Source organism: Mariniblastus fucicola, from assembly GCF_008087665.1.
GTDB classification, from domain to species: domain Bacteria; phylum Planctomycetota; class Planctomycetia; order Pirellulales; family Pirellulaceae; genus Mariniblastus; species Mariniblastus fucicola.
The window spans coordinates 462,336-488,703 of the sequence record NZ_CP042912.1 but is presented as its reverse complement, the minus strand read 5'-3'; the positions used below and the strand labels follow the sequence as shown (position 1 = coordinate 488,703).

Here is a 26,368-nt window from a genome sequence, read left to right as displayed (position 1 = left end):
TCGGATTGCCCGGGACATCTGGAACTTCAGTTACAATTCGTTCGGCGATGACGACGATGCTGACGCAGATGGACGGTTTGTGACTCCGTCGACATGGCCCAATCGAACCAGGTATCAGCGATGACCCTGAACTTTCTACGACGCATTATGCTCGCACTGTTGTTGACTTCAATGTTGGCAACAATTTTCACTGGTGAAGCGTTCGCCCAACTTCCGTTTGGCAACCTGACACCCACCGAAGACACCGAGGAAGGCGCTGAACTCGGCGCCGGACCTGTTGATCAGGAAGGTCCCATGCGTCCTATTGATCGACGTCCGGCAACGCGTCCAAGCGACCGACCTCTGGACGATGAACTTGGAGAGGACGACGAACCGGTGCAGTCGGTTGAAGTCAAAGAGCGTTTCGCCGGTTGGCGAGGAGCTGGAGACATCGACGGCGACCGTCTTTCTGACACCCTCCGTTCAAACTGGGTGATGTTGGATCGCAACGGCCAGTTCTCCGGAACCGTCCGTGGCATCGACGGAGCCGAAGTCGCCGGAATGACAATCTTTCTGATGAACAACGGTCGGCTCGTGAAGACCGCTGCGGTTCAGGATGATGGCACGTTCGTATTTACAAATGTTCAACGCGGTGCCTATTCATTCGTTGGATGGGGCGACAAGGCATTTTTTGCTTTCGGAGCCAACATCATTAACGAGAATCCGGACGCCGATCCATCGACGCCTCGAACGGTCAATTGCTATGCGTTTCAAAACGAAACGACCATCAACACGGACTGGATCCGCTACTTTGCTCCTAACATTGCGTATCGCGTCTACGGTCGCTATACAGTTGAAGAAGGTGTCGAAGACCCAGACAACCTGTACGGCTTTGACGGCCTGACTGAAAATCCGGTCATGGCCGAGCCAGCGACTTCGATCAGCGGAACGCCAGTGGTGCTGGACTCTCGCGGTCGCCTGACTGGTCGCGTACATCAAATGAATTCGCTCAGCGGCCGACCAGTCGATCTCCGAACAACGAAAGTGATGCTGCTCAAGGGAGACGACGTAATTGGATCGACAACGACCGACAACTTTGGAATCTTCCAGTTCACGGGCGTTCAGCCTGGTGGATATGGTCTGGTTGCCGTTGGAGTTGACGGAGTTGGCAGCGTTGGAATTCAGGTGGCTGACGATTCGGACGACGTCATGGATGCCGAGGGCGTCGTTGGTGGCGGCTCAGGTTCACCATTCGACTTCACGATGGTGTCGGCAGAAACCGTTGGTTGGTTAAATCACTACGCGTCGGACGTGGCATACCGCCAGGCGATTCTGAAGCCTCGCATGAAAATGCCAACTGGTCCAACCTATCAGGATCCAGTTTGTCCGACATGCCTGGGCGTAATGGGACCGGGTGGCTGCCCGAAGTGTGGCGGCAATCAGGAAAAGGCGATTTGCCGAAGCCCATGTGTGACTTATGGACAGTGGGTTGCCAACGGATGTGCCTGCGAGCCGAAGACTCCAGCGTTGCGTCGCATCGGAGATCGGCTTCGCGAAGAAGTTGAAGTTCTGGACGACCGGTTCGAAGAAGCTTTCTACGGAGCGGGCAACACCGGCGGCGGAGACTACAGCAATGGCTACAACCAGAACCCGGCCGGATACGCTCCGACACCGGCTGGCTATGGCGGCGGTACAGTCCCGCCAGTGGTTCAACCCAACGCTGCTCCTGTGATGCCAATGGCTCGCGGCCAACAGCAACAGCAGATTCGATAGGGCTCAGATCAGGTAGAGCTCGGATAGCCAAGTCCGGGTTCACGACCTGAACTGGCAATACTCCTGTTTGAATGGACAACAAAAAAAGCCGCCTTGCATTTAGCGAGGCGGCTTTTCTTTTTTGTGGCAATGTTGAGCGAGCTTAGAATTCGGCTCCGCCGCCGCCTTGCATGCCCTTCATCGCTTCCTGAATCAACGACAACGCACCGTCTTCCATCTCCATGCGAGTGAACAAACCGTTTTCGATCGCTTTGCTGTAGACCGTCATTTTGTCCCGGCCAACCTCTTTCAGCTTGTCGACCATTCCATCGAGCATTGGCTGGCCTGTTGTGCTGGCCGCGAACTCAAGGATCGGTGTGATGCGAAGGTTGTAGATGACAGGAAACTCCGGCGCGACCCCTGTACCGTCCATGGCCGCCTTCAGCGTATCCATTGGATTCTTTCCGGCTGCGAGGTAAACATCTTTGTCACCAATTCCCAGCAGCAGAACCAGTTCTGATCCAACGAAATCCTGAAGCTCTTCTTCGTCCTCAGGAATGTTGACAATGATTTCGTGCATTGTGACACCGTTGTGTGACGCAAAATCAAGATTCACCTTGAAGGCATCCGCTGCACGTTCGCCGACAAGGCCAATCAATTCCTTGGCAGCTGATTCGACTTTCTTCGGATCCGCAACCTGACCGCCAGCGACGAAGTTGAAATCATTCTCCCCCATCAACAGTTGGCCACCCGAATCGATTCGGCCTTCCTTGAACGTCGCTTCAACGACCTCTGCGATCTGTACAGCAGCACTACGAATCGTATCCATCTCTTCGTCGTCGAATTCGCCATCGTTGTCCAGTTCCGTCATCATGGACTCAATCATGGTGTCCATCTGCGGTCCGATTTTGTCCGCGTCAGTGGTGTCAACGTTGAAGCACATGTTGTAATCCAACGCCGCAGCGTCATTCATGAACCCGGCAAAGCGAGTTGGATCAGCGTTTGCAAATCCGGCATAGCTCTTGGCGACTTTTGAGCCTGGTTTACCAGTGACGGTAAACTCCATCGCCATCTTGTGGCTTTCTTCGTCGGCAACCATTCCAAAGACGATTTCGTCGATATCCTTGATAGCCTTGATCTGCTCTTCAAAGTCAGCAATTTGCTGATCAATTTGGTCCGGATCCGTGCCCATGTTCTGCAGGCTGTCGAGATAGCCGTCCTTGATCAGGTCGACTGCTTTCTGACGAAGCTCATCGGGAACGCGACCGCCGTAGACGTGAGCCGCGAGGTTGTATTTCGATGGCATGTCGCCAAGCATCGATTGCGGATCCTCTGGAAGTTCAGACAGTGATTCTTCGTCCATCGTGATGAAGACGTGATCACCCTTTTCAACCGCGTACAGAGTCTCGCCATTGGACGGCAAAATTTTAATCACATCGTCTTCGTCATCGACTTCTGCAACATTGGAAACAGTGTCAAGCAACTCGTCGAAGTCTTTTACAGGAAGAAAGATCACAGTTCGCGGCTGCGGATTGTCGCCTTCGAAATAGAGCAACACTCCGGCAGGACGCTTGGTGTCGATCCCGTTGGTGATGTATTTGATCTGCGACTTGATCAGAAATTTGGCCTGACCAAATCCTGAAGCGTCAACCAGATAGTTGACGTCATTCATCTGCTCCTTGACCGGAGCAAGTGAGATCACGACTGCCGGTTCTGGAACTGATTGAGCGTAAGAGGTTGCAACGGCAACCAGAGTGAACATGCCTGCCAGGCAGCTCGTAAATATCGACTTGCAAACCGTCTTCACAAGAGACTCCCGAAATACTGAGTTGTTAATTGACTTGATCTGACGAACGCCGCTCGAATTACTGCTGAAGCTGTTCGCCAGATTGAATTGTGGACAGACTGACGGTTCCGGGCAACCCGAACCGCATCCCTCCAACAAAAAGTCTACCCCGATTGCGTCGAAAGAGTTTTAACTTTCACCACAGACCGCGTTTTCGGGAATTTAAAGCGTGGATTCGCCGGTGGCTCGGGGCTAACCAAGCTCCTCGGACGCCGGGAGCACGTCGAGGCTCACGATCAATTCGGCTGCCTCAGCTGAGGAATGCCGCAGCGTTTCGGCAGAAACATTCTGCTCGACGGCAGGACGGAATTCGAATTTGAGTCGATTCGAGAGCTCAATCAGAGGGGAATTTTCGACTGATTCGAGCACTGAAGACTGGTCGGTCACAACGAGACGCCCCAACGTAGCTTCGTCTGTGACTTGACCATCAACATTCGTCAGACTCACGACGGAAGGAGCCAAACGCTCCCAAGCCGGACTTCTTTCCACAACGCTGAGCACTGGAATCCGTTCAAGGACGGGTCCTACTCGGCGGATCGATGCAGCCTCTTGCGGGATCAGAGCTGAAACCGCCAAGACTCCAGGTACTTCGTTCGGCATCAATTCAATTGGCCGGGCCGCGGCTGGCTCAGCTTCATTCGGCAGGCCAAAGTTCTCAAAGAATCGATCAGAGATCTTGCACACTTTTAACGCGGCACCCACCGCGCGAGCTTGCGATTCTTCGGGAGGCAAATCCAGGGTCGCCATGACGGTCGTCGGATCCGCAATGTCAGCCGTTTTCAAGCTATCTTCAGAGAAATAAACGACGCGTTCGCCGGCGATCACCGTCCGCAAAGCTGTGCTTTCAAAATCGACGTCTCCTGAAAGCTGAATGCCGTTCTCGCGTCCAATTTCAAACAGCGTAACATTGGAGAACAACTCTCCGTCAACATACTGACTGATCGGCAATGCCAGCGTTCCGGTCGCGTGATCAAACGTAAGCGCGTGGTGGTCGGGGCGAGAACTGATCCAGTCGATCAAGGGCGACGTGGTCCCTCGGCCGCCGGCGAAACTGTATCGATCGAGCAGCAATGGGTTCTGTGGATCGGCAACATCGAACAGCGAGACTTGCAAGTCACCTTGTCTTCCTGTGTCCGCGTCCGCATCACGCCCAACGGCCAACAGGATGTCATCGCCAATCAGTTGCAAGTAGTTGGACACGCCAGGAATTTTCAGTTCGCCTGTCACCGTCGGGGCAGTCGCGTCGCTGAGGTCGATTACGAACAACGGGTCAATCTGCCGGAAAGTCACGACAAAGACTTGATCTTCTGCGAACCGGGTGGAGAACACGCTTTCGTTTGGAGCGATGTCTTCCAAGGAGCCAACAACATTCAGTGAATCGCCGACTTGTTCGAAAACGTGAACGTCAACGCTCGAGTCAGCGAAATCGGTGGCCACGACACGAAGCATCCCTTCGTATTCATCAATGGAAAACTGATTGACCATTCTCCCTTGCAAGGTTCCGTCCGCGGAGAAGTCGACGTCACCACCGGAATCGATCGACAACTTGATCGCAGAATCCCCGTCGAACAGGTAGATCGACTGAGCAGAGGCATAGACCGTGTTCAGATAACCGGATTGCACCAGGTCCATGTCGACTGGTTGGCCAGATTCTCCCTGAACATCGAAAGTCGTAATGAAAGTCGCCACGCTCTCACCGGTCCGGCGAACAACCTGATCGATATCAGGAGTGACGGTCGTGTGCAGCCCATCGACAGTGACCGTGACGGTTGGAAGAGCGAAACCATTCTCCTGTTGCAGGATGGCTTCAATGTAGTCGCCCGGTGAAACCAGATCAGTGATGTCGGTCAATTGCCACGGTGAATTATTCTGGTTCGTATCGTGTTGACTGATCAAATGTAGTTGATCGCCGATCAAACGGGCGTCATTGTACTGACCATCAATCGTTGCACTGTAGACTTCTTCCGGAACGACCGGCGAAGTAACATCGAGGACCCGGAGTTCATGAGTCGACGCAACTTCAATGTATCCGTATGCTTGCCGTCCAAAGTCTTCGACAAGCACGACCGCGACGCGCCCTTCGTCCAAAAAGATGTCGCTGATGCGTGATTCGAAGCCCGTTGTACTGAGCAACGTTGGGTCGTTGGCATCGCTGACATCAACGATGGAAAGATACGAACGGAACTCGCTTTGCGAATCGCCGTACGTGACGTAGTACAGCAAGTCACCTTGCGATTTGACGATGTCGCCTTGTTGAACTTCCGTGGACGTCGCCTGTTCTGCAAGATCCAAGGTGGCAGCATTGGTCGTGAAGCCGTTGACGACCAAGCCGAACGAAAAGCGGTCGTAGTATCCGTGATTTCCGCCAAGCCGTTGAGCGTAGAGATTCATCCAGCTTTCGACCCGCTCCTGTTGCCATTGGGATACGCTGATATAGCCCCGCGGATCTTCGGCCTTGTCGGTCACTTCAAAAACTACCTCACCGGTAGTCTGGAATCCATTCTGGTCTTCGAGCGTGTAGGTTACTGTCTGCTGACCAGCAAATCCGTCGTCAGACTGAAAGCTGAGCGAACGACCGTCGGCCGAAACAGAAACGGATCCAGCTTCCGGCTGAGTGAAATCGACGATCGAAAAACCCGTCGAATCCTGCAGCCAGCTAAATCGATTGTTGGAATAACTCCACCAGGTTCTCAGCGCGTCACTGTTGGTCTGGTTCTGTTCGACGAAAGCGTAGTCGTTCGCCAGTACGTCAATCGTGGCCGAGCCTCCCACATCAACTCGCTGCCAGTCGGGAGTCGCCCACGCCGCATGCCAAACGTTGACGGTGAATTCGTCGTAGCCCTCAACGTGAAAGCTGTCTTTCCCCACAAACCCGTTGTCTGGTTGATAGACCAGCGAGTTGTCGTTGGAGTTGAAGACCAGCGTTCCGTTTTCAGGCTGAACCGAAACTTCAGGCTCATCGGCCAACTCAGAAAGTACCGTTTCGGACTGGTTCACTGGCACATCAAAGGATGTCGTCAACCAACCTGGAGCAATCATGCTGGTGAGCACTTGCCGGTTTTCAAGGACACCATAGCCCGGCTTTGATGACCCTGAATTCCGGGTTTTGCGGCTCTTTTTCGCGATTCGTTGAGTCATCTCATGGTTCCGATTCAATGCTGTGGGCCTACCGTTTTCAAGGCCGAAAGTAACCCGGTCTGTCACGGGCTAATCCGGACTTAATAATACAAGCCCGAAGCAAGCGAGTGGTTCCGTCCTGCTCCCACACCGTTTCGCAACCAAGCAACCGAGCAACCCGCCAAACGCCGAAAAATCTCCGCCCCAAACCTATCCGCCGAACAGCTTGTTGAATCCCTTTTGCAGTTCGCCGTTGAGCCGGTCTTCGAGTTGCTGCCCCGGCGACGCCTGAGGTGTTTGCGACGGCACCGCGTTTTGGCCACTGTTTCCGCTGGCCGGAGCCCCAAGTTTGTCCTGCAGAAATCCGCCGAGTTTATCCTGAAATTTGTTTTGCAGCTTGTTCATTTCGCCGCCGACTTTTTCGTTTAGCTCATTGCGATACTCATTGAGCTTCGGATTGACCTTGTCGGTGATCGCGTTCCCGATCGCACCTTGAGCCGCATTGCGAACCAGGTCGGTAGAGAGTTTCTGCACCGCGTCTTTGTCAATCACCGGTCGATCCACCGTGCCGCCAACCGGAATCGAAATCGATTGGCCTTTCAATCCTGCCAGATACTGATTGCCATCGATCCACTCGTCAGCGATCGGAATTTTGGCCACAAGATTGACCGTCTGATCAAAACCGACGCTGCCGCTGGTGCGAATGATCAGTTCGTTGTGTGAAAACTTGATGCCTTCATGAAAGACGCGTCCATTTTCAACCGCCAAAGGAATCGATTGTTGCTCGATCTTGAGCCACGTTTTCAACTCTCGCTCTCGCGAGTCAGGTTTCAGAATCGCCTGGATTTGCGAAACCGTTCCAAGCAACTGCTCAGCCATCGGACCGGCCGCAACGGTGACGTCCTGCATCACCAGCGTTCCTCTGGCCGAAGCCTGCTGCGGATTGAACAGAGGCATGCTCATCCCCTGAATGTCCGCCGAGAAAACTCCCTGTGCGTTGGTTGTATCCGAAAGCCACGGCGCGACGAATTTTAAACAGTCGCGGCAAATCTCTGGCGTAACTTGAACGCTATTGAGAACCCGTCCCGCGCCGTGCACGAGCACTGGATCATTGCCACGCAAATCGAGTTGCGGTTGCAGGTTGACCGTGCCTCCGCTGACCGGAATGCCTGATTCGTTGGTTCGTAAAGTAGCGACCTGCCGCTGCAGTTCAACCGCGAGATCGCTTTTGCCGATCGGCAGCCCTGCCAACTGACCGCGATCCCATCCGACAATCGTTTGAACGATTAGCTGTTCGGAAACCCAAGCCGCTGCGGAATCTGCGAACAGTGGCCCTTGAATTCGGTAGGGCTGAATCCCGGTCCCGCCAAGTTCGACCATGTCCTGGCTGTACGCGGCGAGCAAGGAGTTGATTTTGTCAAAGTTCGGCTGCCAACTGCCTTCGAGATCCATGACCAGCGAACCGGCCAAGTCGGAAATGGTACCTTTGGAGTCGAAGTCCAGAGAACCGGAACGCGCTGTCAGGCCGTGAATGGCCAACGAGTTGAAGTCGCTTCCCAGAGTCACCTGGCCGTTGAGGTTTACTTTCGGTTCGCGCCACAGTTCGGTCCAGGCCTGTTTTTTGCTAACCATTTGCATCGGCGACGTACGATCCGTCGCAGTCGCTTGCTGAGTCGCCACAAGGTCGGTCAAGTCCGCGCGGAATGAAGCATCTGTGCCCGAAGCTGAACTTTTGAAATCAACGTTGCCTTCGACGGCGCCAAACCAGTTGATGCTGTCCGCGGCAGGAGACAACGAATACCATTCTGCCATTCGGTTGATGTCGGCTCGCCACGCGGCAGCCCCGTCCAACTGCATGGCATCGCTGATCGTCAGTTTCAGGTTCTGAGCCGTCGCCGAAATTCCGCTCCCCTGAAGCGTGCCTTGCTGGACGCCCACGTTGCCGGTGTCGATCGCGTAGTCCGCTGTCACCGATCCGACAACGCGATCCTCCCGAATCTTTGCACCGTATCCCTCGAAGCCAAGCTGTTTGATTTCATACTGTCCGTTTTCGACACGAATCTGATTGGGATCAACGATCGTGATGCCGGCGAAGTTTAGCGTGCCTCCTGCCTGAAAGTCTCCCGGATCGACGAAGTTTCGCAGGTGCTGCAGCCAACCTTCAACTTGCCCGGTCACCTGAGTGTTGAAAACCCACTGCTGGTTCGTGAACGCGTCTTCGATCGGGCGAGCCAACGACAGGATCGCGGTTTCGTTCCCGACTTCCAATTGCGCTCCGGCCTGGGACAGCTTCATGCTCGAACTGGATTCGGTTCCTGAAAGCTGACCGCTTCCGCTGGTTCGAATCACGATTTTGTCCGGGCTCCAGCGCGGCAGATCCGTCATTTCGATTACGGGCTGATTCACCGTAAATTCGCCACCGATTTGAATCGGCTGATTTACCAACTGGGCCACGTTGATCTGGTTTTCGCCAACAATTTTCCAGCCGAACTGCCCGTCGAGCGAACCAGCAAACTGCATCGGTCCGAGATCAGCGAATTGGCGGATGCGCTGCGAAAGTTCACCCAGGTTTCCGCTGACGCGAAACATTCCTTCGCGCAGCGTGGCGGTTCCGTTGATGTTCAGGAAATCAGAAATGCACTCAAGGCTCTCGATCGAAAACTGACCGCTGCTCTCGCGAAGCACTCCTACCAGACGCAAAGGTTGCTGCCAGACGATTGGCTGTCCGCCGCGATTGGCGCGAACATTGGCGGTGTCGACATTGAAAATCAGCCGACGCGCGTCGGTACCGTTTTGCTGCCCCGCACTGAACTGAATCGTGCCGCTTTCTACTGTCAGATCTTTGTGCAGCTGAAACGTGGATGGCAATCGTTGAAGAAGTTTGGCGATGTCAATTTCGCCTTCCATTTGCAGCGTCGAATCAGGAAGCTGGCCTCCCTGTGAAAGCTTTGCAATTTGTCCAGGATCGAAATCTCCGTTGGCGTCGAGTCTGCCAAAGTCCGTTTCGACAACGAACTGATCTGCGGAGATTCGGCGAGGCGAAAGTTGCATCGCACCGCGGGCCGAAAGCTGATCAACAAAAAACTGGTCTTCGTTGAGCAACTGCGGCGCGTAGATTTGCGGATTCGAAAGCTGCAACGACGCAATGTTGGCTTCAACCTCACTGGTCGTGCCGTTCCAGGCCGCTTTGATTTGTGACGACGCCGATCCGCCCATCGTCGCCGGCCCAATGATTCGCTGGCCAAGCGGTGCGGCAATCGAAATCGGGAACTGCTTTGTTTCCAGCTCCACCGTGGCGGTCGAGAAACTGAGCTGATCCGCGCCGACGTCAAACGCGAGTTTAAGCTGCTCGATCGTCCCCGATTCCTCCACGACCAGTTGCCCATTCGCATCAGGCATCAAGGACATTGCTCTCAACTGCGCCGTCGCAGCCAGCGGAGCTTGCGGTTCCGATATGGCCGCGGCGACGGATAACGAATCGATTTGCCAGGTTCGCGGATTGCCCTCTGCAGTGATCAGCGCACTTCCTTCGTGCACTCGAATGAGCATTTTTGGCAGAACGAACGGCTCCGAATTGTTTTGAACTTCTGATTTCAGCGGCGAAGGCTGTGATGACGCGATGTAGCGCGAAACGGCGTCTTCGAGATTGCTACCGTTTTGGCGAACGTGGTAGTAGACGACTGGTTTATGAATGTCGACTTCGCCATAGTCACTTCCGGTCAGGAGAGCATAGAGCGGCTTTGAAGTTTTGACTTGAGCAACGGACGCCAGCGGATTGCCGGCCAGATCCGTCGCAGTAACATCGTTGAGTTCAATCGACTGGAACCAACCCAGCGACGCCTGGCGAATGTTGACGTTTCCCTGAAAGTCGCCGATCGCGTAAGGCAAAAATTGATTGTGCAGTCCGAACCATCCGATAAGGTTCGGCAACAAGGCCACGATCAACAACAGCACTAACACCACGATCGGCCATCGACGACGGCGCGGTGTGGAATCGGATTGAGCGTCATCGCGAACATTTTCGGGTTCGCGGCGGCGAGCACGTCGCTTGCGGCGTTCGGGCTCAAACGGATCTTGATTTCGACGATTCGACATCGTGGCTTCCTGCCTGCGGATTGAGAGGAGGGAGTTTAGATGGCGCGTTGCCGTGGGTGAAGACGGATTGCGATAGCGTTTTTACCGATCGATGTCGGACCCAAAGGACGCCAGAATAGCACTTCGCTAGCGATTCGGTCGCTAGCGTCCAACTCCGCGGGTTGGGGTAGAGGGCCATTTTTCCGTTCTGCTACAGTTCGAGCCAATGTCGAGAACGCTCGACGAACCCCCCGAATCGAAACGGATTTCTGGATGTTCGGACAGGGAAGTCCAAACTTTCATCGATACCTTTGTCGTTGCGCGACGCTTAATTTGCGGACGACTGACGGCTACCGTTGCGCGTCGAAAAATGCATCGGCGCAGGCATCCGCGAACCAGCGTTGCCCTCGCAAGAAAACTCTCAGCGACACTCTCTTACGCGCGGCAAGAACTTCTGTCATCGCGTGCTGCATTTTGTTTGCAGTTTGCATCACGCATGCCCAGCCGATCGCCTGCGGTCAAATCATTTCGCCGCAGTCGTCGAACGCTTACGAACTGACTGCCGTCAGTGAAGAACCGCAAAGCGACCTACGACTTCGTTTCGCCTGGGGCGGTGGTGCGCCTCAAAAGTGGCAGGGTACGATTTCGATCAACAACGGGTCTTTCGCCGACAGTCGAGTGTTGGCAATCACTTCGGACGCTCCGTCAACCGTCATCAAACGTGACGACGCACTGGCAATCAACCATCGAATCGCAACCAGCTATGGCGGCGTCGACGCGGCAATCAACCTTGGGGGCGACACGTCAATTCAGGTTCAACTCGAATCACCGACGGGCGAAAAATTTGCGAGGACATGGAAGCTTGCACAACTGACCGAAGGCATCAACGAGTCGATTGACAGTCAGCAAAATCGCATCTCCATTTCGCGAACTCCGGGAGACCAATTCCGCGTCGACATTGAACGGCCTCATCTGGTTTTCGCACCCGGTGAGTCGTGGCGTTTTGAGGCTCAACTGAATCGGTGTGAAGCGATCAACCAAGAGGTCACCGCGAGCCTGTCCTGGAAGAAAGCCAATATCAGCTTGCCAATCTCCAATGGTACCAGCGAGTTTACGACGAACGAAAGCGGAACTTCGGACTCGAAACCGTTTGAAATCAAAGTCCCAGAGGAAGAAGGCGTTCACAATTTATGGTTTGAGCTTTCGCCGCAACCCAAGTCAACTTTCGGCCAGTTTCGACGACCGAAGAAGATCACGAGATGTGTTCAAATCGTGGTTGTTTCCGAAACCGCGCAGACGCCGGTCGCGAATGTGAACTGGATCGCTCTGCAAACACTATCGCCACAGCAATTGCGGGGCAGTCGCAGCAAGTGGCCGGTTCCGCGCATGCCTGGGACGCGGGAAACGATCCGCAAAGGAGAGTTCTCCGTGGTTTCGACCGGCGATTCGGGAGAAGACGCCGTCGAGTTTTCTCCCGGGGCATCGCTCACGATTCCCGTCCCCGAAATCAAATCCGGCAACGACAGTGGGCCGATCCGAGTGTCACTTCGGTACCGCCGAGTTCCGGGAACGAAGATTGGAATCAACTATCTTTCTTCCACGCAACAGGTTTTGCATGGCATGGATTCGGGGATCAGCGTTCCCAATGAGAGCGTCGAAAGTGATCCGGAAACCGAATGGCTGACGCATACTTTTTATCTCTGGCCAGAGCCCAACCCGGGCCACCTGTTCCTTTCATGCGACGATCCGCAGATTCGAGCCCAGATCGGCGAGTTGAAGTTTGAATCTGGTCCGGCGCGTTTGCAAAGCCGCGTGCAACGTTCGGACAATTTCGATCCGGCCATTGAACGACGTGAGAGAATGGCCTTCCTTGAGTCACCGGACTTCGGCGGGCTGTTTCAGTCGCAGCGAACCGTCGACCCTCAGTCGGGCCAATCGCTCGACGACTGGAACACGTTCTACCAGTCGATTGATCGACTGACTCAACACCTCAAAGCTCACGCCTACGACGGAGCGTTCGTGACGGTGTCAGCCGATGGTAGCGCAATTTTTCCCTCAGCCGGTCTGGCACCTGGACCACGTTTCGATTCGGGCATCTTTTCTTCGTTGGGCTGCGATCCAGTCCAAAAGGATGTGGTCGAATTGATGCTGCGAATGTTCGATCGGGACGGCCTGAAACTCGTTCCGGTTCTGACTCTCAACTCTTCCCTGCCGGCGCTGGAATCTGCCCGGGAAGCGGGGCGGATGAGCTTTGATTTACTGGACTTCGAAGGTCAGTCGGTTGATTTCGATCGCAGCCAACTGCCGATCTACAATCCGCTCGACAGAAGCCTGCAAGACGTTTGCTCACAAGGCATCCAGCAATTTGTCTATCGATATCAGAATCGAAGTTCGTTTGGAGGCCTTGCACTCACATGCCGCCCCGATTGCTGCACGATGCTGCCAGGATCGCGACACGGATTTGATAACACAACATTGCAACGATTCGTGCAGGCCGAAAACATCAACACGGCCGAATTTGACATTAATGCACTGGTTGTCGAAGGTCCAACGAACGTGATTCGCGAAACGTGGCTTGCATGGCGTTCCGGGCAGATGGCTCGATGGTATTCTGACCTTGCGGCAATCGTCCGCAGTCGTCCGGAGCACCGGCTTTATCTGTTGCCGATCGACATTGATCGAAAGCGGGACGTTGTGACCGCGATGAGCCCTTCGCTTCATCGATCTGGCGATTTTGGCCGCATCATGTTTGAATTGGGGTTGAGTCTGGATACGGAAACGATGCAAAGCGGAGTAGCGGTACTGGCTGCCCGACAAGTTGCTCCTGGCTACTCGCTGGCGCAGCGACGCGTCGACTTGAGCATTGCTCAATCTCGTACGGCAGAGCAATTCCTCGCCAACCAGACCGACGGTTCGCTGTTCACGCATCGCGGAAACTGGCGACGGATAGAGTCCGGAATCGAGAGTCCCGTTGCCGGTTTGACGACTCGAAAGCAGCTGTTCACGATCGCTGGCGATTCGAATCGAAGACGTTACATCGAAGCCATCCGAAAATTTGACTCGCGATTGATCGTCGACGGCGGTGACTCGTTGCCGTTTGGCGGAGACGAGGAAGTCGAACGAATCGCTCGTATCCTTCAGGAACTTCCCGCAGAACGGTTCACGGACGTGGGCGATTCTGCGACCGGGCCGATTTGTATACGACAGCTTTCTGTTGATGGCCAGCATTTTTTCTACGCGATCAACGACAGTCCCTGGCCAATGGAGGTGACCGCCTGGCTGGGACAGAAACGGATTCCGCAGGTGCTTCAGGCTTCCGCGAACTCAAACGGAAAAGCCGCTCCGCTGATGACGTTTGACGGAAAAGAAGTTCAGCTGGAACAGCGTGAAGGGCGGACCGCGATGCGAATCTTTCTCGATCCGTGGACCATGTACGCTGCTGCATCGCAGACCAACTCAGCCTTTAATCCTTACGCTATCGAGAGTTTCGACGTCGCACTGCCTGAACAGGTTGACTCGCGTTTGAGAAAGCAGCTTTATCAAGTCAAAAGCAAACTCGCCAAAGCCAAAACGGCTCAACCGATGTCGCAGTTGCTCAACGGCAGCTTTGAATCGTTTGCGGACCCGGATCGTAGCGGCTGGGAATTTGGAAACCACGATGGAGCGACGTTTGAGCTTGACTCATCGAAATATCGAGACGGTAGAACTTCGCTCACGATGGGCACCAAAGGCAATCCGGTCTGGATTCGCTCCAACACACTCCAGATGCCAACGACTGGTCGACTATCGGTGTCCGCGTGGCTTCGAACCGACAACGCGGCAGAAAATCCACGACCAAGGATCTCAATCGAATGCGTTTCCGACGGTGAGAGCATCTATCGATTCGGGACAATCGGAGCCATCCCGTCGGAAGGCGAAACAAGTTCTCTCGACGCGACGTGGCGGCGGTTTGTAGTTCACTTTGATGATCTGCCGCCCGACGCTTTGAACCTGCGAGTCGGTTTTGATCTGATGTCGAAAGGCGAAGTCTCAATCGACCAGGTCGAAGTCTATGATCGCTGGTTCGACGAAAGCGATTCGGTCGCACTGACGCAGTTGCTTGCCAGCGCCGGTTCCCAACTTCAGAACGATGGCTCGATGGACGAAGGTCGACGCGTCCTGGAAAGTTATTGGGTTCAGTTTCTCGATCAGTACATCGGTAAGGAAGAACCGGTCGCAGCGGACACAGAGAAGACTCGCCCGTTTGACATTCCGCTGCCTCAGTTTGAAATGCCTTCGTTCGAACTGCCGGATCTAGCGCCCAAGAAGTCCAACCGCGTTCCGCTATTCCAGCGCTTTCAGCGTCGCGAATAGATCAAGAATTGCCTGTTCGATTTCTTCCTGTCCCTCGAAAATTTCGAAGTCGATCTTCAGCGCGAAAACCGGGCGATCGCCGATCGATTCCCGTGAGATTTTGACCAGGTCTTTGTGCGTGCAGACCAGACGATCGGCACCTGCCTGCTTTGCTGCAACCACGATCTTTCGCAAGTCACCGTCGTCGAAGTGATGATGGTCGCGAAACCGAATTGAACCTAAAACGTCGAGTTGCAGTTCCGCCAGAGAGGCTTCGAAGGATTCCGGGTTCCCGATTGCAGAGAACGCAAACCAACGCCCCGAGTGAGCCTTTGCGATCGGAATTTCCGTTGGTTCATCGGTCGTCGTTGCCTCTGAATTTTTGTGTTGGAAAAGTGAGTTGGCTGTGGTTCTGGCCAGCACGATCGGCGCCGAAGTCTCCGCAGCGATTCGACGTCGCGTCGCCAGAACCATGTCGGCTTCGACTCGATCGCAACGCGTTACCACCACGATGTCAGCACGCTTCAGTGACGAAATCGGTTCGCGCAACAGGCCTCGCGGCAAAACGTTGCCAAAGCCAAACGGGTTCGAGGCATCGATTAACACGATATCGAGATCACGCCCGATTCTGCGATGTTGAAAGCCGTCGTCGAGCACGATTGCGTCGACTGAATGCTTCTCGATACAACTCCGGGCCGCCGCGACGCGATCCGGATTCTGCACATGCGGCACAGCAGGCAACCGCGATAGCAACTCCAGTGCCTCGTCATTGGGAGTTTGATCGTCGCGACTGCCATAGCCGCGGCTGACGATGCCGACCGACAGATTGTTTCGTTGCAACAATTGCGAAACCCAAACGACCATCGGCGTCTTGCCCGTTCCACCGGTGGTGAGGTTGCCAATCGAAATCACTTTAGCGTCCACCGAAGTGATGTCGCGCGAACCGGTGTCGAACTGACGGTTGCGAAACCAGACAGCAAACCGATAGATCGGCGTGAGAGACCACAGTCCGACACGCACCAACGCCGCAGCCGGACCTTTCTGCTTGCCGCTGACGATTCGTAGAAGCCAGGGAATGCTCATAGAAACGAGCGAGTCTTATTTGGTTCGCAAGTTGCCGTCGCGAAACGCACCAGCCATCGCGATCGGAACTTCAGATTCGGCAAGAACCAGATTGGCTTTCTGTTTGGCAACATCGGCTTTCATTTCCTGCTCACGAGCAATCGCGTCGGCGCGTCGTTTCTCAGCATTGGCTCGGGCGACGCGTGTGTCGGCTTCCGCCTGATCAGCCTGAAGTCGGGCACCAATATTTTCTCCAACGTCGATGTCAGCGATGTCGATCGAAACGATTTCAAACGCCGTCTGAGCATCGAGCCCGCGTTCAAGTACCGCCTTGGAGATTCGATCCGGATTCTCAAGGACGGCTTTGTGATCCAGCGACGATCCGATCGACGAAATGATACTTTCACCGACACGTGCAATTACAGTGTCTTCGGTCGCTCCCCCGATCAACTGCTCAAGGTTCGTACGGACCGTTACGCGAGCACGAATTTTTAGCTCCACGCCGTTTTTGGCAATCGCGCTGAGAAAGTTCTTGCCGCTTCGCTGCGGATCAGGGCAGTCGATCACCTTCGGATCAACGCTGGTCGTGACCGCATCCATTACATCGCGACCGGCGAGGTCAATTGCTGCTGCTCGATCAAAGTCCAGATCGATTCGAGCCCGTTGAGCCGCGATGATCGCGCGGATGACTCGCATCACGTCTCCGCCGGCGAGGTAGTGAGCCTCAAGTCGCTGCGTGCTGATTCCGTGCTTTTTTGAAATGTCCAACTGAGCCTGTTTGGCCATGATCTTGGCGTTGACGATCACGTTGGGACGCACTTTGCGAAAGCCCATTCCGACCAGGTCGAACATTTTGATTTGAGCGCCCGATGTCCAAGCCTGAATCCAGAGCTTCCCATACGTCGCGAGCACAATCAGGAAGACGATACCCAGCAATACGGCAATGATCGCACCGACCGCCAGCAGCAGGAACTGCCAGGGGAAGTCGCCTTCCTGAGCCAAGAGGGTTGCCGTCGAAGCCAAGGGTGACGATTGAGCTGTGAAAGCGAATCCGTTGATCACGGTCTACCTCAGTGTTGAAGAGGGCAATGTGGGAGGCGTCAATATAGCGAACCCGTCAGGCCGCTACCAGCGACCGGGCTGGTTTATGCGAAGACCACGGCCCGGATTCAAATCTGTGTGACATCGCTGTTGGAAAACTTCCGGTTGCAGCACTGGCCGCAACCTTCAAGACGAACTCAATCAATCCAGCCGCCGCCAAGAACGCGATCGTCGTCGTAGCAAACCACGGCTTGGCCGGGAGCGACTCCATTCTGCGGTTCGTCAAACTTGACCCGCAATCGACCGTCTTCAATAACTTCGGCTTCCGCTGGCCAAGCCGAACTGTTGTAGCGAATCTGGGCCAGACAGCGAAAACTTCCTTGCGGAGGTTCGACCAGCCAATTCGTGTCGCTGGCCGTCAACTCGCTACAGCCCAAATCTGACAGCGGACCGATCACGACCTGCTTGTCAGCCGGCTTGATCTGCACCACGAAATACGGCTCGCCCATCGCCACGCCAAGGCCTCGACGCTGGCCGATGGTAAAGCCTTCGATTCCCGGATGCTGCCCGACGACTTTTCCGGACGTCGTCACAATGTCTCCGGCGGTTGATTCCGAATCCGTTCCGCGTCGAGCCCGCACGAACTGATCGTGCTTTCCCGAAGTCACAAAGCAGATCTCTTGCGAGTCTTTCTTTTCGGCCACGTTGAGCCCAAGCGTACCAGCGATCTCACGGATCTTTGGCTTGTCATAGCCGCCCACCGGCAGCAACATCCGCGAAAGATACTTCTTTTTGATTCCGAACAATACGTAGCTCTGATCCTTGCCCGCATCGACTCCACGAGTCAACGCTGGACCATCGTCACCATGAGCCAGTTGCGCGTAGTGACCGGTGGCGAGAAATTTTGCTCCGACGCTGTCCGCGTAATCGAACAGCTTGCCGAACTTGATGCGGTTGTTGCACATCACGCAAGGATTCGGAGTCCGACCGATGGAATACTCATCCACAAAGTAATCGATGATGCCGCGGAATTCGGCTTCGAGGTTGAGCGCGTAAAACGGAATGTTCAGCCGCTCAGCGACACGGCGACCATCTTCGGCGTCCGACGCGCTGCAGCAACCTTGCTTGTGGTCAGCACGTTGATTCAGAATCGGTAGCAGCGGCGAAGACGTTTTGTCCTGACCATCGATCGCGCATGCCTCAACGGCTTCTTCGCCATGGCGCATAAAGACGCCGATCACTTCGTGACCTTGTTCGAGAAGCAAATGGGCGGCGACGCTCGAGTCGACTCCGCCGGACATGGCTAAAACTACGCGGGACATGTTGGTGTGAGGTTTTCGGTGTGAGGTTTTCGGTGAAGGGGTGGCATAGGCTTCCAGCCTGTGATCGGATTGGAATCTGCTTGCCCCAGGCAATCGGATTCAGCCCAACGGGTTCCTTGCGAGAAACATCGAACAACTGACTGCATCGGCTGCCTGGAAGTGATTCGCTGACCACGAACGGCACGTCGCACTCTGGCCGCCACCCCCATCGCTATGGACTCATCGGCAAGCGTTAGCAATCAACAGTGTTCCCATCGGCACCCTCGCGGGCAAGATTCAATGTGAAAAGCCCGTTTCTTTGCGGCTTTTCTTCCCATTTCCACCGTTTGCCAGATTGTACCCGACCGCTATGATTTCGGCTCCTTAAAACTCTCTCCGGCACAGATTCAATGGCAACTCGCTCAGACATTCGCAACATCGTCATCATCGCTCACGTCGATCATGGCAAAACGACGCTGGTCGACTGCCTGCTTCGGCAAAGCGGACAGTTCCGCGACGCTCAACTACAGGGAGAGCGAATTCTTGATTCGGGTGACCTGGAAAAAGAGCGTGGCATCACGATTTTGGCGAAAAACATTTCGCTGAACTATAAAGACACCAAGATCAACATCATCGACACGCCAGGTCACGCGGACTTTGGCGGAGAAGTCGAACGCGTCCTGAAAATGGCCGACGGAGCACTTCTGCTGGTCGACGCGGCGGAAGGCCCGATGCCGCAAACCAGATTCGTGCTGGGCAAAGCCCTCGAAGCTGGACTCAAGCCGATGGTCGTTGTCAATAAAGTCGATCGTCCCGACGCGCGAACCCTCGAAGTCGTCGACGAAGCAATCGAGCTGATTTGCGAAATGGGTGGCGAAGAGTACCTCGACAACTTTCACTTTATCTTCGCGTCGGCCAAAGAAGGATTCTCAACGCACGACCTGGAGAACCAATCTGGCGACATGAACCCGTTGTTGGACATGGTTCTGGAAAACGTTCCGCCACCAGAAGTCGAACCGGGCGACTTTCAGATGTTGGTCACGACAATGGACTGGTCTGAGTTCGTCGGGCGAATCGCCGTCGGACGAATCCGCCGCGGCAGCGTCAAGAAAGGCCAGACGGTGACCGTCGTGCAGGCTGACGACAAACTCGTCACCGCAAAAGTTAGCTCGGTGAATGTGTTCGACAAACTGGGTCGTGTCGAAGTTGATTCTGCCGAAGCCGGCGACGTCGTTGCTCTGACGGGTTTGGAGTCGATTGAAATTGGCGACACGATTTGCCAGAACGACAAACCAGATGCCTTGCCACGGATCGAAGTCGACGAGCCGACGCTGGAGATGGTGTTCACGATCAACAGTTCGCCGCTGGCGGGTAAAGAAGGCAAGTACGTCACGTCGCGTCAGCTTCGCGAACGCCTGACCAAAGAACTCGATCGAAACGTGGCTCTAAAAGTTCGTCAGCTCGAAGGCGGCGATGCCTTCGCGGTTTCCGGTCGCGGAATCTTGCACCTGGCGGTTCTGATCGAGACCATGCGACGCGAAGGCTTCGAGCTTTCCGTCGGCAAGCCGCAAGTGGTTCAGAAAGTCATCGACGGCGTGAAGTGCGAGCCGTTTGAGTCCCTGGTCGTGGAAGTTCCGACCGACAAGTTCGGTCCGGTGATGGAGATGGTCGGGAATCGACGCGGGGAATTGCTGGAGATGAACGCTCGCGGCGATTTCACCCAAGCCAACTTTGTGATTCCGTCCCGCGGCCTGATCGGCGCTCGAACCCGCTTGCTCAATGCGACTCAGGGCACGGCGATTATCAACCATCGCTTTCTGGAGTTCCGACCTGTCGAAGGCGAAATTCCGACTCGAAGCAACGGAGCCGCGATTTCGATGGCGGCTGGCAAAGCCGTTGGTTTCGCTCTGTTCAATTTACAGCAGCGTTTCGAATTGTTCGTGAGCCCTGGCGATCAGGTTTATGAAGGCATGGTCGTGGGCGAAAACTCACGAGCCAACGACCTGGCCGTGAATCCGTGCAAGGAAAAACAGCTGACCAACATGCGGGCGTCGGGCAGCGATGAAAACATCATGCTCAAGCCAGCACGTCTGTTCAGCCTGGAAGCCGCGTTGGAATACGTCGAAGAAGACGAACTGGTAGAGATCACGCCAAGCACCATCCGTTTGCGCAAGTGGTTGCTCAAAGAGGCCGATCGAAAACGTAAGGCCCGACTTGCGGTCGCCAAATAGAGATCAGCGAGCTCTTTGTTCCAGAGCGTTCTTTTCCGCCGCTTCACGCTGTTTGGTCATTTGCTCCTCGCGTGAACGGCGGAACATTTCCTGTTGATCGTAGGAATCGCCCAGGATCTCCTTCAGTTTCTCCTTTTGCCCGGTCGTCATCGCGGCCATGATTTTCTCGTTGGCTTTCTTCCGGGCTTCTGCGACAGCGTTGTAGTAAACCTTGCGAGCTTTCTTGACGGCTCCATTAGTCGATCTTTCTCTGATTTGCTCATGCCGATTTCATCCGCTGTCGCGTAGCGCATCGGATGCTCTCTCCTTATAGTCGTCGGCGAAATTCGCGTTCCTGTCCTGAAACTCCTGAGCAAGCTTACGAACCGCTTCCGGATCACCTTCCGCGAACAGACACTGCACTTCCCAAGTGGCCTCCTGATTTTCCTAATGGAGCTCCTTCCGCAATTCGGAATTGAAGTTCAGCTGCATTAATTGCTGCATGAAGAACTGCGTCTGCATCATTTTCGCCTGACGCTGTTGGGCCTGTTTGACGGCTTCGCTTTGACTACCGTTCTGGGCACACAAGAGGCCCGAAAACATCAAAACGATTCCGATTGCAAACAGTTGCTACAGAACGGAACCAAACTTGTTCGTTGAGCTGAACTTTTCATGGCGACTCCCCGGGACATAGACTGACTCTTGACCGTTGACTGCGGCAGGAATAAAAACCTCAACAGCGACTGCCAAGGTAAGAATCCCGATGCGCCGTTGCCACATTTTTCTGGCTCACTTTTTCGCGATCGCCCATGACGACTAACGCAAATTTTGAAATTCACCTTTTCACCGACGGTGGCTGCAGCGGAAACCCCGGACCAGGCGGTTGGGCGTATTTGATGCGACATTTGCCCAGCGGCAAAGAGTCAGAAGTGTCTGGCGCGAAAGAGCTTACGACAAATAATCAGATGGAGCTCGAAGCTGTGATTCAGGGTTTGGCTGCGTTGAAGCGACCATGCCGCGTCGAGCTTTTTACGGACTCAACGTACGTTGGAAAAGGAATGACGGAGTGGATGCCAAAATGGAAAAGCAATCAATGGCAGCGGAAGGATAACGGAAAACTGGTTCCGGTCAAAAATGTCGAGTTGTGGCAGCAGCTTGATGAACAGCTGGGGCGACACCAGGTGAAGTATACGTGGGTCAAAGGGCACAGTGAACATCCGGAGAATGACCGCGTAGACGAACTGGCGGTTGCCGCGTATCAAAAATATCTGTAGCTGCAAACCGGCGACAAGCTGTAATCACGCGTTTGCAAAAGTCTGCTATAATTGCACTTTCCTGTTTTGCCACCGCCGGACCCAGCCGTGAACCTGCATTTTCTTGGAACCACCGGGTATCATCCAAACGAGAAACGCCAGACAGCGTGCCTGATGATTCCGGAACATGGAATTATCTTCGACGCGGGAACCGGTCTGTTTCGTGCACGCGATCTGATTTGCACCACGACGCTCGACATCTTTCTGTCGCATGTTCATCTGGATCATTCGATCGGTTTGACGTTTCTGTACAACGTGCTGTGGGGCAAGGACATCGAGCGCGTGACGGTGCACCTTGATGGCGACAAGATTCCCGCAATCGAGAACGCGCTCTACCACAAAGATCTGTTTCCGGTTGGCCCCAACTTCGACATGAAGCCGTTGCCAACGGGTCCGATCGAGCTCACGAAAGAAATCTCGATCGACCATTGCCCGCTGGACCATCCTGGCGGAAGCACGGGCTATCGCTTGCAGCATCCGGGCGGATCGCTGGCTTACATCACAGACACAGTAGCCAATCCAAACGCTGACTACGTCGACTTTATTGCGGACGTCGATGTTTTGGTCCACGAGTGCTACTTTCCCGATGGCTGGGAAGACCGTGCTGAACTGACAGGCCACAGCTGTTTGACTCCCGTTGCTAACGTCGCGACGACGGCCCGCGCGAAGCAAACGTATCTGGTTCACATGAATCCGCTCGACGGGTCGGATGATCCACTCGACGTAAAATCGGTCGAGCGGATTTGCTCAACGATGCAACTCGCCGAAGATCAAATGATCATTGAGCTCTAACGCCTGCCGCACCGGCACCGGATTCCGCAAAACTCATTGGCTGACTTTGTGCCAATCTATTGGAAGGATGATTTCACGTTTTCATCAAACAACACGATCATCGCGTATATTCCAACCGGAATCGTGGCAAGGCAGCATCCTTGAAAGCACGGAACCATTGCGAGAAACACAGCGAACATCGCGAAGGACCAACTTCGTAGCTTGAGCATTCTGACCGCGCCGAAAATCACAATCACGTTCGCGAGCACGGCCAACACGGCGAACGCAACTCCGCCCCAGCCAAACGCATTGACGGTCATCTCCATCATTTCAGGCGTCAACTCAGGATCAGGAGGATTATTTTCGAACTCCTTCATGATCTCATCCTGCATCCCCAGATAGATCGTCGCCGTTGACCCGCCCATGAACACACTGCTGACCATGCTGACCGCAGCGATGACCATCAGCAGGATTGCCGGAGTTTTGACTTTCTCCGCGGCGATCGTTTTTCCGTCACGGCCAAGCGGAACAGGAGTCGTCGGATTCTGCTGATAGGGGTTGTAGCTCATGGTCTCTCTATAAGTTTATATTCAAAACGCAGCGAAATTGAAAACGCGGCGGCCAAAGTCAGTACTCTCTTCCGCATCGCCAGAATCAGTTTAGTCAATTTGGAAACGCGGGTGCGACGGAACCGCCTCACAATTTGACTCATTCTTCTCCCGCCTCGGGTTCATCACCGGCCAGGAACGCTTCAACCACGTCCGCACGACGGCTGCTCACATCGTTCACATCCCAGCGGTCATCCGGCTTGGCGTAGAGCTCAGCTGTTGCGTGCGACCCCTGATCGTAAATCAGTTTCCACGTGCCGTCGTGAATACTGGCCCAATGATCGACTTTCGAAATCGCCGCATCACAAAACGGCACGGCATGAAAACCTCCGTCAAGCATGCCCGCGATCATCCGATTCAGTTGCGCAAACTGTACCATTCCCTGATGCCTGGCACCAAACTCAGCGTCCTCGTTTCGTGGTTCGCGAATCATCAATGGGACGTGAAGCGTTTCGTTGTACAGGTTGTCGAAATGGCCAACCACGCCGTGCTCTCCCAGCGGATAGCCGCGAGGGGACGTGAATACAAAAGAGACCTGATCAAGCATTCCGCTTTGCCGAAGCTGCTCTAAAAAGACGCCTAGCAACTGGTCGATCACGACGAGCTGTGCGTACGCCGATTGCTGATAGCCCAGCAAGACATCCGGATCGACATCCTTCAGATCGAAACGGCTGACCGGACGTTCGATCGAAGTCGGTGGTTCGGGATCTTCTTCGTCGGCAAACGCACACCGGAACGGCCAGGGAGCATCCCATTCGCCGGCAAGCCCCGCATGATGCAGCCAACAGAGACCGTCGGAATCGATTGTTTGCAAGGCTTCGATAGCGTGGATAAAGAAGTTCGCAGTTTGCGTTTCGGCAACGCTGGTCGCCAACTCGGTCCTGACCGGTCCGGTGGCATCGATGATCGAGTCAAACCCTGCAGTCGATCCGAGCTGTAACACTTCGGCACAATCCGAAACCAGAACGCTGCCTTCTTCAATCAGGTCACGCCACAGGATTGGACAGGAATCCGAAAGCTGAGGCGACTCGGCAAAACAAAAATCAAACAGCGTCGATTCGGCAGCCAAACGATTGAGCGTTGGAGTGTCGACCGTCGTGTTCCCATACGGACCGGGAAGATTGGCGGACAAACCGTCGATGATGAGAACTACTGTGGCAGGCATGGCGTCATGATACAGCAACGCTTCTTCAGCGGGAGGGTGTCTGGGACTTCTTCCGCGTCGAAATCAACGCAGCACGCGCCGTGTCTTCGGTGCTGTAAAAACGATTCCCATTGACACCGTAAACGCAGATCGGTTTGTAGACTTTTCCTTCGATCGCGTAATCGATTAACGCCTCGGCCGGCAAACAGAGTCGTCCTGCTTTAAGCGTCAACTCGAACTTGATGCCACCGACGCCATGAAAGGAGCGATAGACAACTTCGGTGCAAACCAGCTTGTTGGCCCGGCGAAAATCGAACTCAAAGTCATACTGTTTGCCTTCGTGAGTCACCGCCGTGGAGAGCGCTGCAGCGATTTCATCAGGTTTCAGTTGAGGCCTGAGCACCGCGCAACAATCGACCGAAAGGGTATCGTCGAGTGCCCGCAACAGAACGCCGTCCTTGCGAGCTTCAAGGATTCGCACCGGGTCGCAAGCACGCGTCGAACGATCGGCGTCGATGCTGACACCGATCAAGGCACGCTGCTGTTCGGTCCCAATGTGCAGCGCGGCATGCGGCCAAAATCCTGGCAGAAAAATGTTCGTCGTCGCGTCATCGTGGCGGGTAATGATCACGTCGCCGGGTTCGAGCAGCTTGCCAATTTTACGCTGAACTCCAGGCGTGACCCGTTTTCGTTTCCAGTGGTTGCGAAGTTCCGCGATCAGGCTGCCGCCGATTCGGAACAGAGCAAAGCTGACGTTCTGATAGCCCGAGCGATGGCGACGAAGAAACGAATACCAGCGATACTTGAACCTGCCTGTTGTGTAGTAGCGGGCGCTCGATTCAATCCAGGGCTCTTCCTCTTTCAGCATTGCCACGATTGGACCGACGACCGGATGGTTGGCGAGCGACTCGATTTCAATCCGCGATTTTTCAGCCTGCTTCAATCCTGTCAAAAAGATCCAGATGTTACGCGGCGAAGTCAGCGACTTGTAGATCGCGGTGAACTCTTTGTGCGCAATCGCAAATCGCGGTTCTGACTCGTCCAACTTTTTCCGAACCAGACAGTTTTTTCGAAAGTTGTCGACCAGGTACCGCCCGGAACGAACCAGCAAACAGGCGGTGCACCACGAAACGATAAAAACCTGAACTTGGTACTCCGACGAGACTTTTCCTTTCGACAGCACCAGCGGCCGAAGCTCATTGAGCGTCTCGAATAGAGCCTTTCGCGTCCGCAGGTATTGGGCGTAGGCGATGCGTACGCGTTCATCTTCGTCGGGCAAAAAGTAGCCGCGTTCAGAAGCGTTCGCCGCGTCCTGAATTTCCGTGGCCAAAGAATTTTCGGTCGGCATCAACGGGCCAACCGTGAGCAACGTTCTTGCGGCGGAGGCAATTTTCTTTCGGACTGTTTCGTCGCTGAACATGTGCAGATTGTAGTTCGAAATGACGCCATGATGATGCGGGAGTTACGGATGTCGTTCCGCCACGCGTGATCTGTCGGAAACAATACGCCACAAATTTCGCGTCGAACTCGAAAACAAGGCAACGGCTCATTAATCGGAGCAACTCTTGAATTGTCGGCACTTTTTAATCAGTTTGCACTGTTTGTTGCGGCGTGGCTCAATGCGTTGAGCTCAAAAAACATAACCGAGAAACCAAGTTTGAACCTGCGGATTGGAAGATTTGCGATCGCAGTGGCCGCAGCAAGACGCTTGGCGGAAAACTCGCCACGGGAGCCTCCTTGAAGTTGATTCTGGACCGGAAGGATGGCCAGTCGATGGTACTGCGAAACGGCGGAGGCTGGATTCTTCTGCTCAGGATG

General features: G+C 54.6%; 17 protein-coding genes. 5 read left to right on the top strand and 12 right to left on the bottom strand.

Features of this window, described 5'->3' with window-relative positions:
- Window positions 1-120: 120 nt before the first annotated feature.
- Complete coding sequence (locus MFFC18_RS01830) at window positions 121-1,752, top strand: carboxypeptidase-like regulatory domain-containing protein (protein WP_148618591.1); 1,632 nt, start codon at window positions 121-123, stop codon at window positions 1,750-1,752.
- Between the two features lie 142 nt (window positions 1,753-1,894).
- Here the strand turns inward: MFFC18_RS01830 and MFFC18_RS01825 are convergent, their stop codons facing one another.
- The 3 genes from MFFC18_RS01825 to MFFC18_RS01815 all read right to left on the bottom strand — a co-directional run bounded on the left by MFFC18_RS01825 (window position 1,895) and on the right by MFFC18_RS01815 (window position 10,789).
- On the bottom strand, window positions 1,895-3,493 hold the full coding sequence (locus MFFC18_RS01825; RefSeq protein ID WP_075084851.1) for a hypothetical protein: 1,599 nt from the start codon (window positions 3,491-3,493) through the stop codon (window positions 1,895-1,897).
- A gap of 276 nt (window positions 3,494-3,769) precedes the next feature.
- Window positions 3,770-6,715, bottom strand: a complete 2,946-nt coding sequence (locus tag MFFC18_RS01820; protein ID WP_075084852.1) for a beta-propeller domain-containing protein — start codon at window positions 6,713-6,715, stop codon at window positions 3,770-3,772.
- Between the two features lie 189 nt (window positions 6,716-6,904).
- A complete protein-coding gene (locus tag MFFC18_RS01815; RefSeq protein ID WP_075084853.1) occupies window positions 6,905-10,789 on the bottom strand; it encodes a translocation/assembly module TamB domain-containing protein in 3,885 nt (1,294 codons plus the stop codon).
- A 252-nt stretch (window positions 10,790-11,041) separates the two neighbouring features.
- On the opposite strand from MFFC18_RS01815, the gene MFFC18_RS01810 reads away from it, so the two are divergent.
- Window positions 11,042-15,121 (top strand): hypothetical protein, encoded by a 4,080-nt coding sequence (locus tag MFFC18_RS01810; RefSeq protein ID WP_075084854.1) that lies wholly within the window; start codon window positions 11,042-11,044, stop codon window positions 15,119-15,121.
- On the opposite strand, the gene lpxK is transcribed toward MFFC18_RS01810, so the two are convergent.
- The 3 genes from lpxK to mnmA all read right to left on the bottom strand — a co-directional run bounded on the left by lpxK (window position 15,092) and on the right by mnmA (window position 18,525).
- Window positions 15,092-16,183 carry a tetraacyldisaccharide 4'-kinase gene (gene lpxK / locus MFFC18_RS01805; protein ID WP_084417160.1) on the bottom strand — a complete coding sequence of 364 codons (1,092 nt, stop codon included), beginning with the start codon at window positions 16,181-16,183 and terminating at the stop codon, window positions 15,092-15,094. The genes MFFC18_RS01810 and lpxK overlap by 30 nt on opposite strands.
- Before the next feature lie 15 nt (window positions 16,184-16,198).
- Window positions 16,199-17,185 carry a flotillin-like protein FloA gene (floA, locus tag MFFC18_RS01800; RefSeq protein ID WP_075084937.1) on the bottom strand — a complete coding sequence of 329 codons (987 nt, stop codon included), beginning with the start codon at window positions 17,183-17,185 and terminating at the stop codon, window positions 16,199-16,201.
- A gap of 215 nt (window positions 17,186-17,400) precedes the next feature.
- Entirely contained in the window at window positions 17,401-18,525 is a 1,125-nt protein-coding gene (gene mnmA / locus MFFC18_RS01795) for a tRNA 2-thiouridine(34) synthase MnmA (protein ID WP_075084855.1), read from the bottom strand.
- A 389-nt stretch (window positions 18,526-18,914) separates the two neighbouring features.
- Here mnmA and typA point away from each other — a divergent pair, with 389 nt between their 5' ends.
- Entirely contained in the window at window positions 18,915-20,735 is a 1,821-nt protein-coding gene (gene typA, locus MFFC18_RS01790; RefSeq protein WP_075084856.1) for a translational GTPase TypA, read from the top strand.
- 3 nt (window positions 20,736-20,738) lie between these two features.
- On the opposite strand, the gene MFFC18_RS24745 is transcribed toward typA, so the two are convergent.
- The 3 genes from MFFC18_RS24745 to MFFC18_RS24740 form a co-directional block, all read right to left on the bottom strand.
- Window positions 20,739-20,894, bottom strand: a complete 156-nt coding sequence (locus MFFC18_RS24745; protein ID WP_157665162.1) for a hypothetical protein — start codon at window positions 20,892-20,894, stop codon at window positions 20,739-20,741.
- Between the two features lie 111 nt (window positions 20,895-21,005).
- Window positions 21,006-21,137 (bottom strand): hypothetical protein, encoded by a 132-nt coding sequence (locus MFFC18_RS25620; protein WP_261340530.1) that lies wholly within the window; start codon window positions 21,135-21,137, stop codon window positions 21,006-21,008.
- 24 nt (window positions 21,138-21,161) lie between these two features.
- Window positions 21,162-21,317: a hypothetical protein gene (locus MFFC18_RS24740; RefSeq protein WP_157665163.1), complete on the bottom strand. Its 156-nt coding sequence runs from the start codon at window positions 21,315-21,317 to the stop codon at window positions 21,162-21,164.
- Between the two features lie 206 nt (window positions 21,318-21,523).
- Between MFFC18_RS24740 and rnhA the strand changes: the two genes are divergently transcribed.
- Entirely contained in the window at window positions 21,524-21,988 is a 465-nt protein-coding gene (rnhA, locus tag MFFC18_RS01785; protein WP_075084857.1) for a ribonuclease HI, read from the top strand.
- Window positions 21,989-22,075: 87 nt separating this feature from the next.
- Window positions 22,076-22,819, top strand: a complete 744-nt coding sequence (locus tag MFFC18_RS01780; RefSeq protein ID WP_075084858.1) for an MBL fold metallo-hydrolase — start codon at window positions 22,076-22,078, stop codon at window positions 22,817-22,819.
- 56 nt (window positions 22,820-22,875) lie between these two features.
- Here the strand turns inward: MFFC18_RS01780 and MFFC18_RS01775 are convergent, their stop codons facing one another.
- From MFFC18_RS01775 to MFFC18_RS01765, 3 genes are all read right to left on the bottom strand, one after another.
- Window positions 22,876-23,367 (bottom strand): hypothetical protein, encoded by a 492-nt coding sequence (locus MFFC18_RS01775; protein ID WP_075084859.1) that lies wholly within the window; start codon window positions 23,365-23,367, stop codon window positions 22,876-22,878.
- 139 nt (window positions 23,368-23,506) lie between these two features.
- The gene (locus MFFC18_RS01770) at window positions 23,507-24,571 is read right to left on the bottom strand and encodes a sulfatase-like hydrolase/transferase (protein WP_075084860.1); all 1,065 of its coding nucleotides are present in this window, start codon (window positions 24,569-24,571) and stop codon (window positions 23,507-23,509) included.
- Window positions 24,572-24,596: 25 nt separating this feature from the next.
- A complete protein-coding gene (locus MFFC18_RS01765) occupies window positions 24,597-25,970 on the bottom strand; it encodes a YiiX/YebB-like N1pC/P60 family cysteine hydrolase (protein ID WP_075084861.1) in 1,374 nt (457 codons plus the stop codon).
- Window positions 25,971-26,368 lie beyond the last annotated feature (398 nt).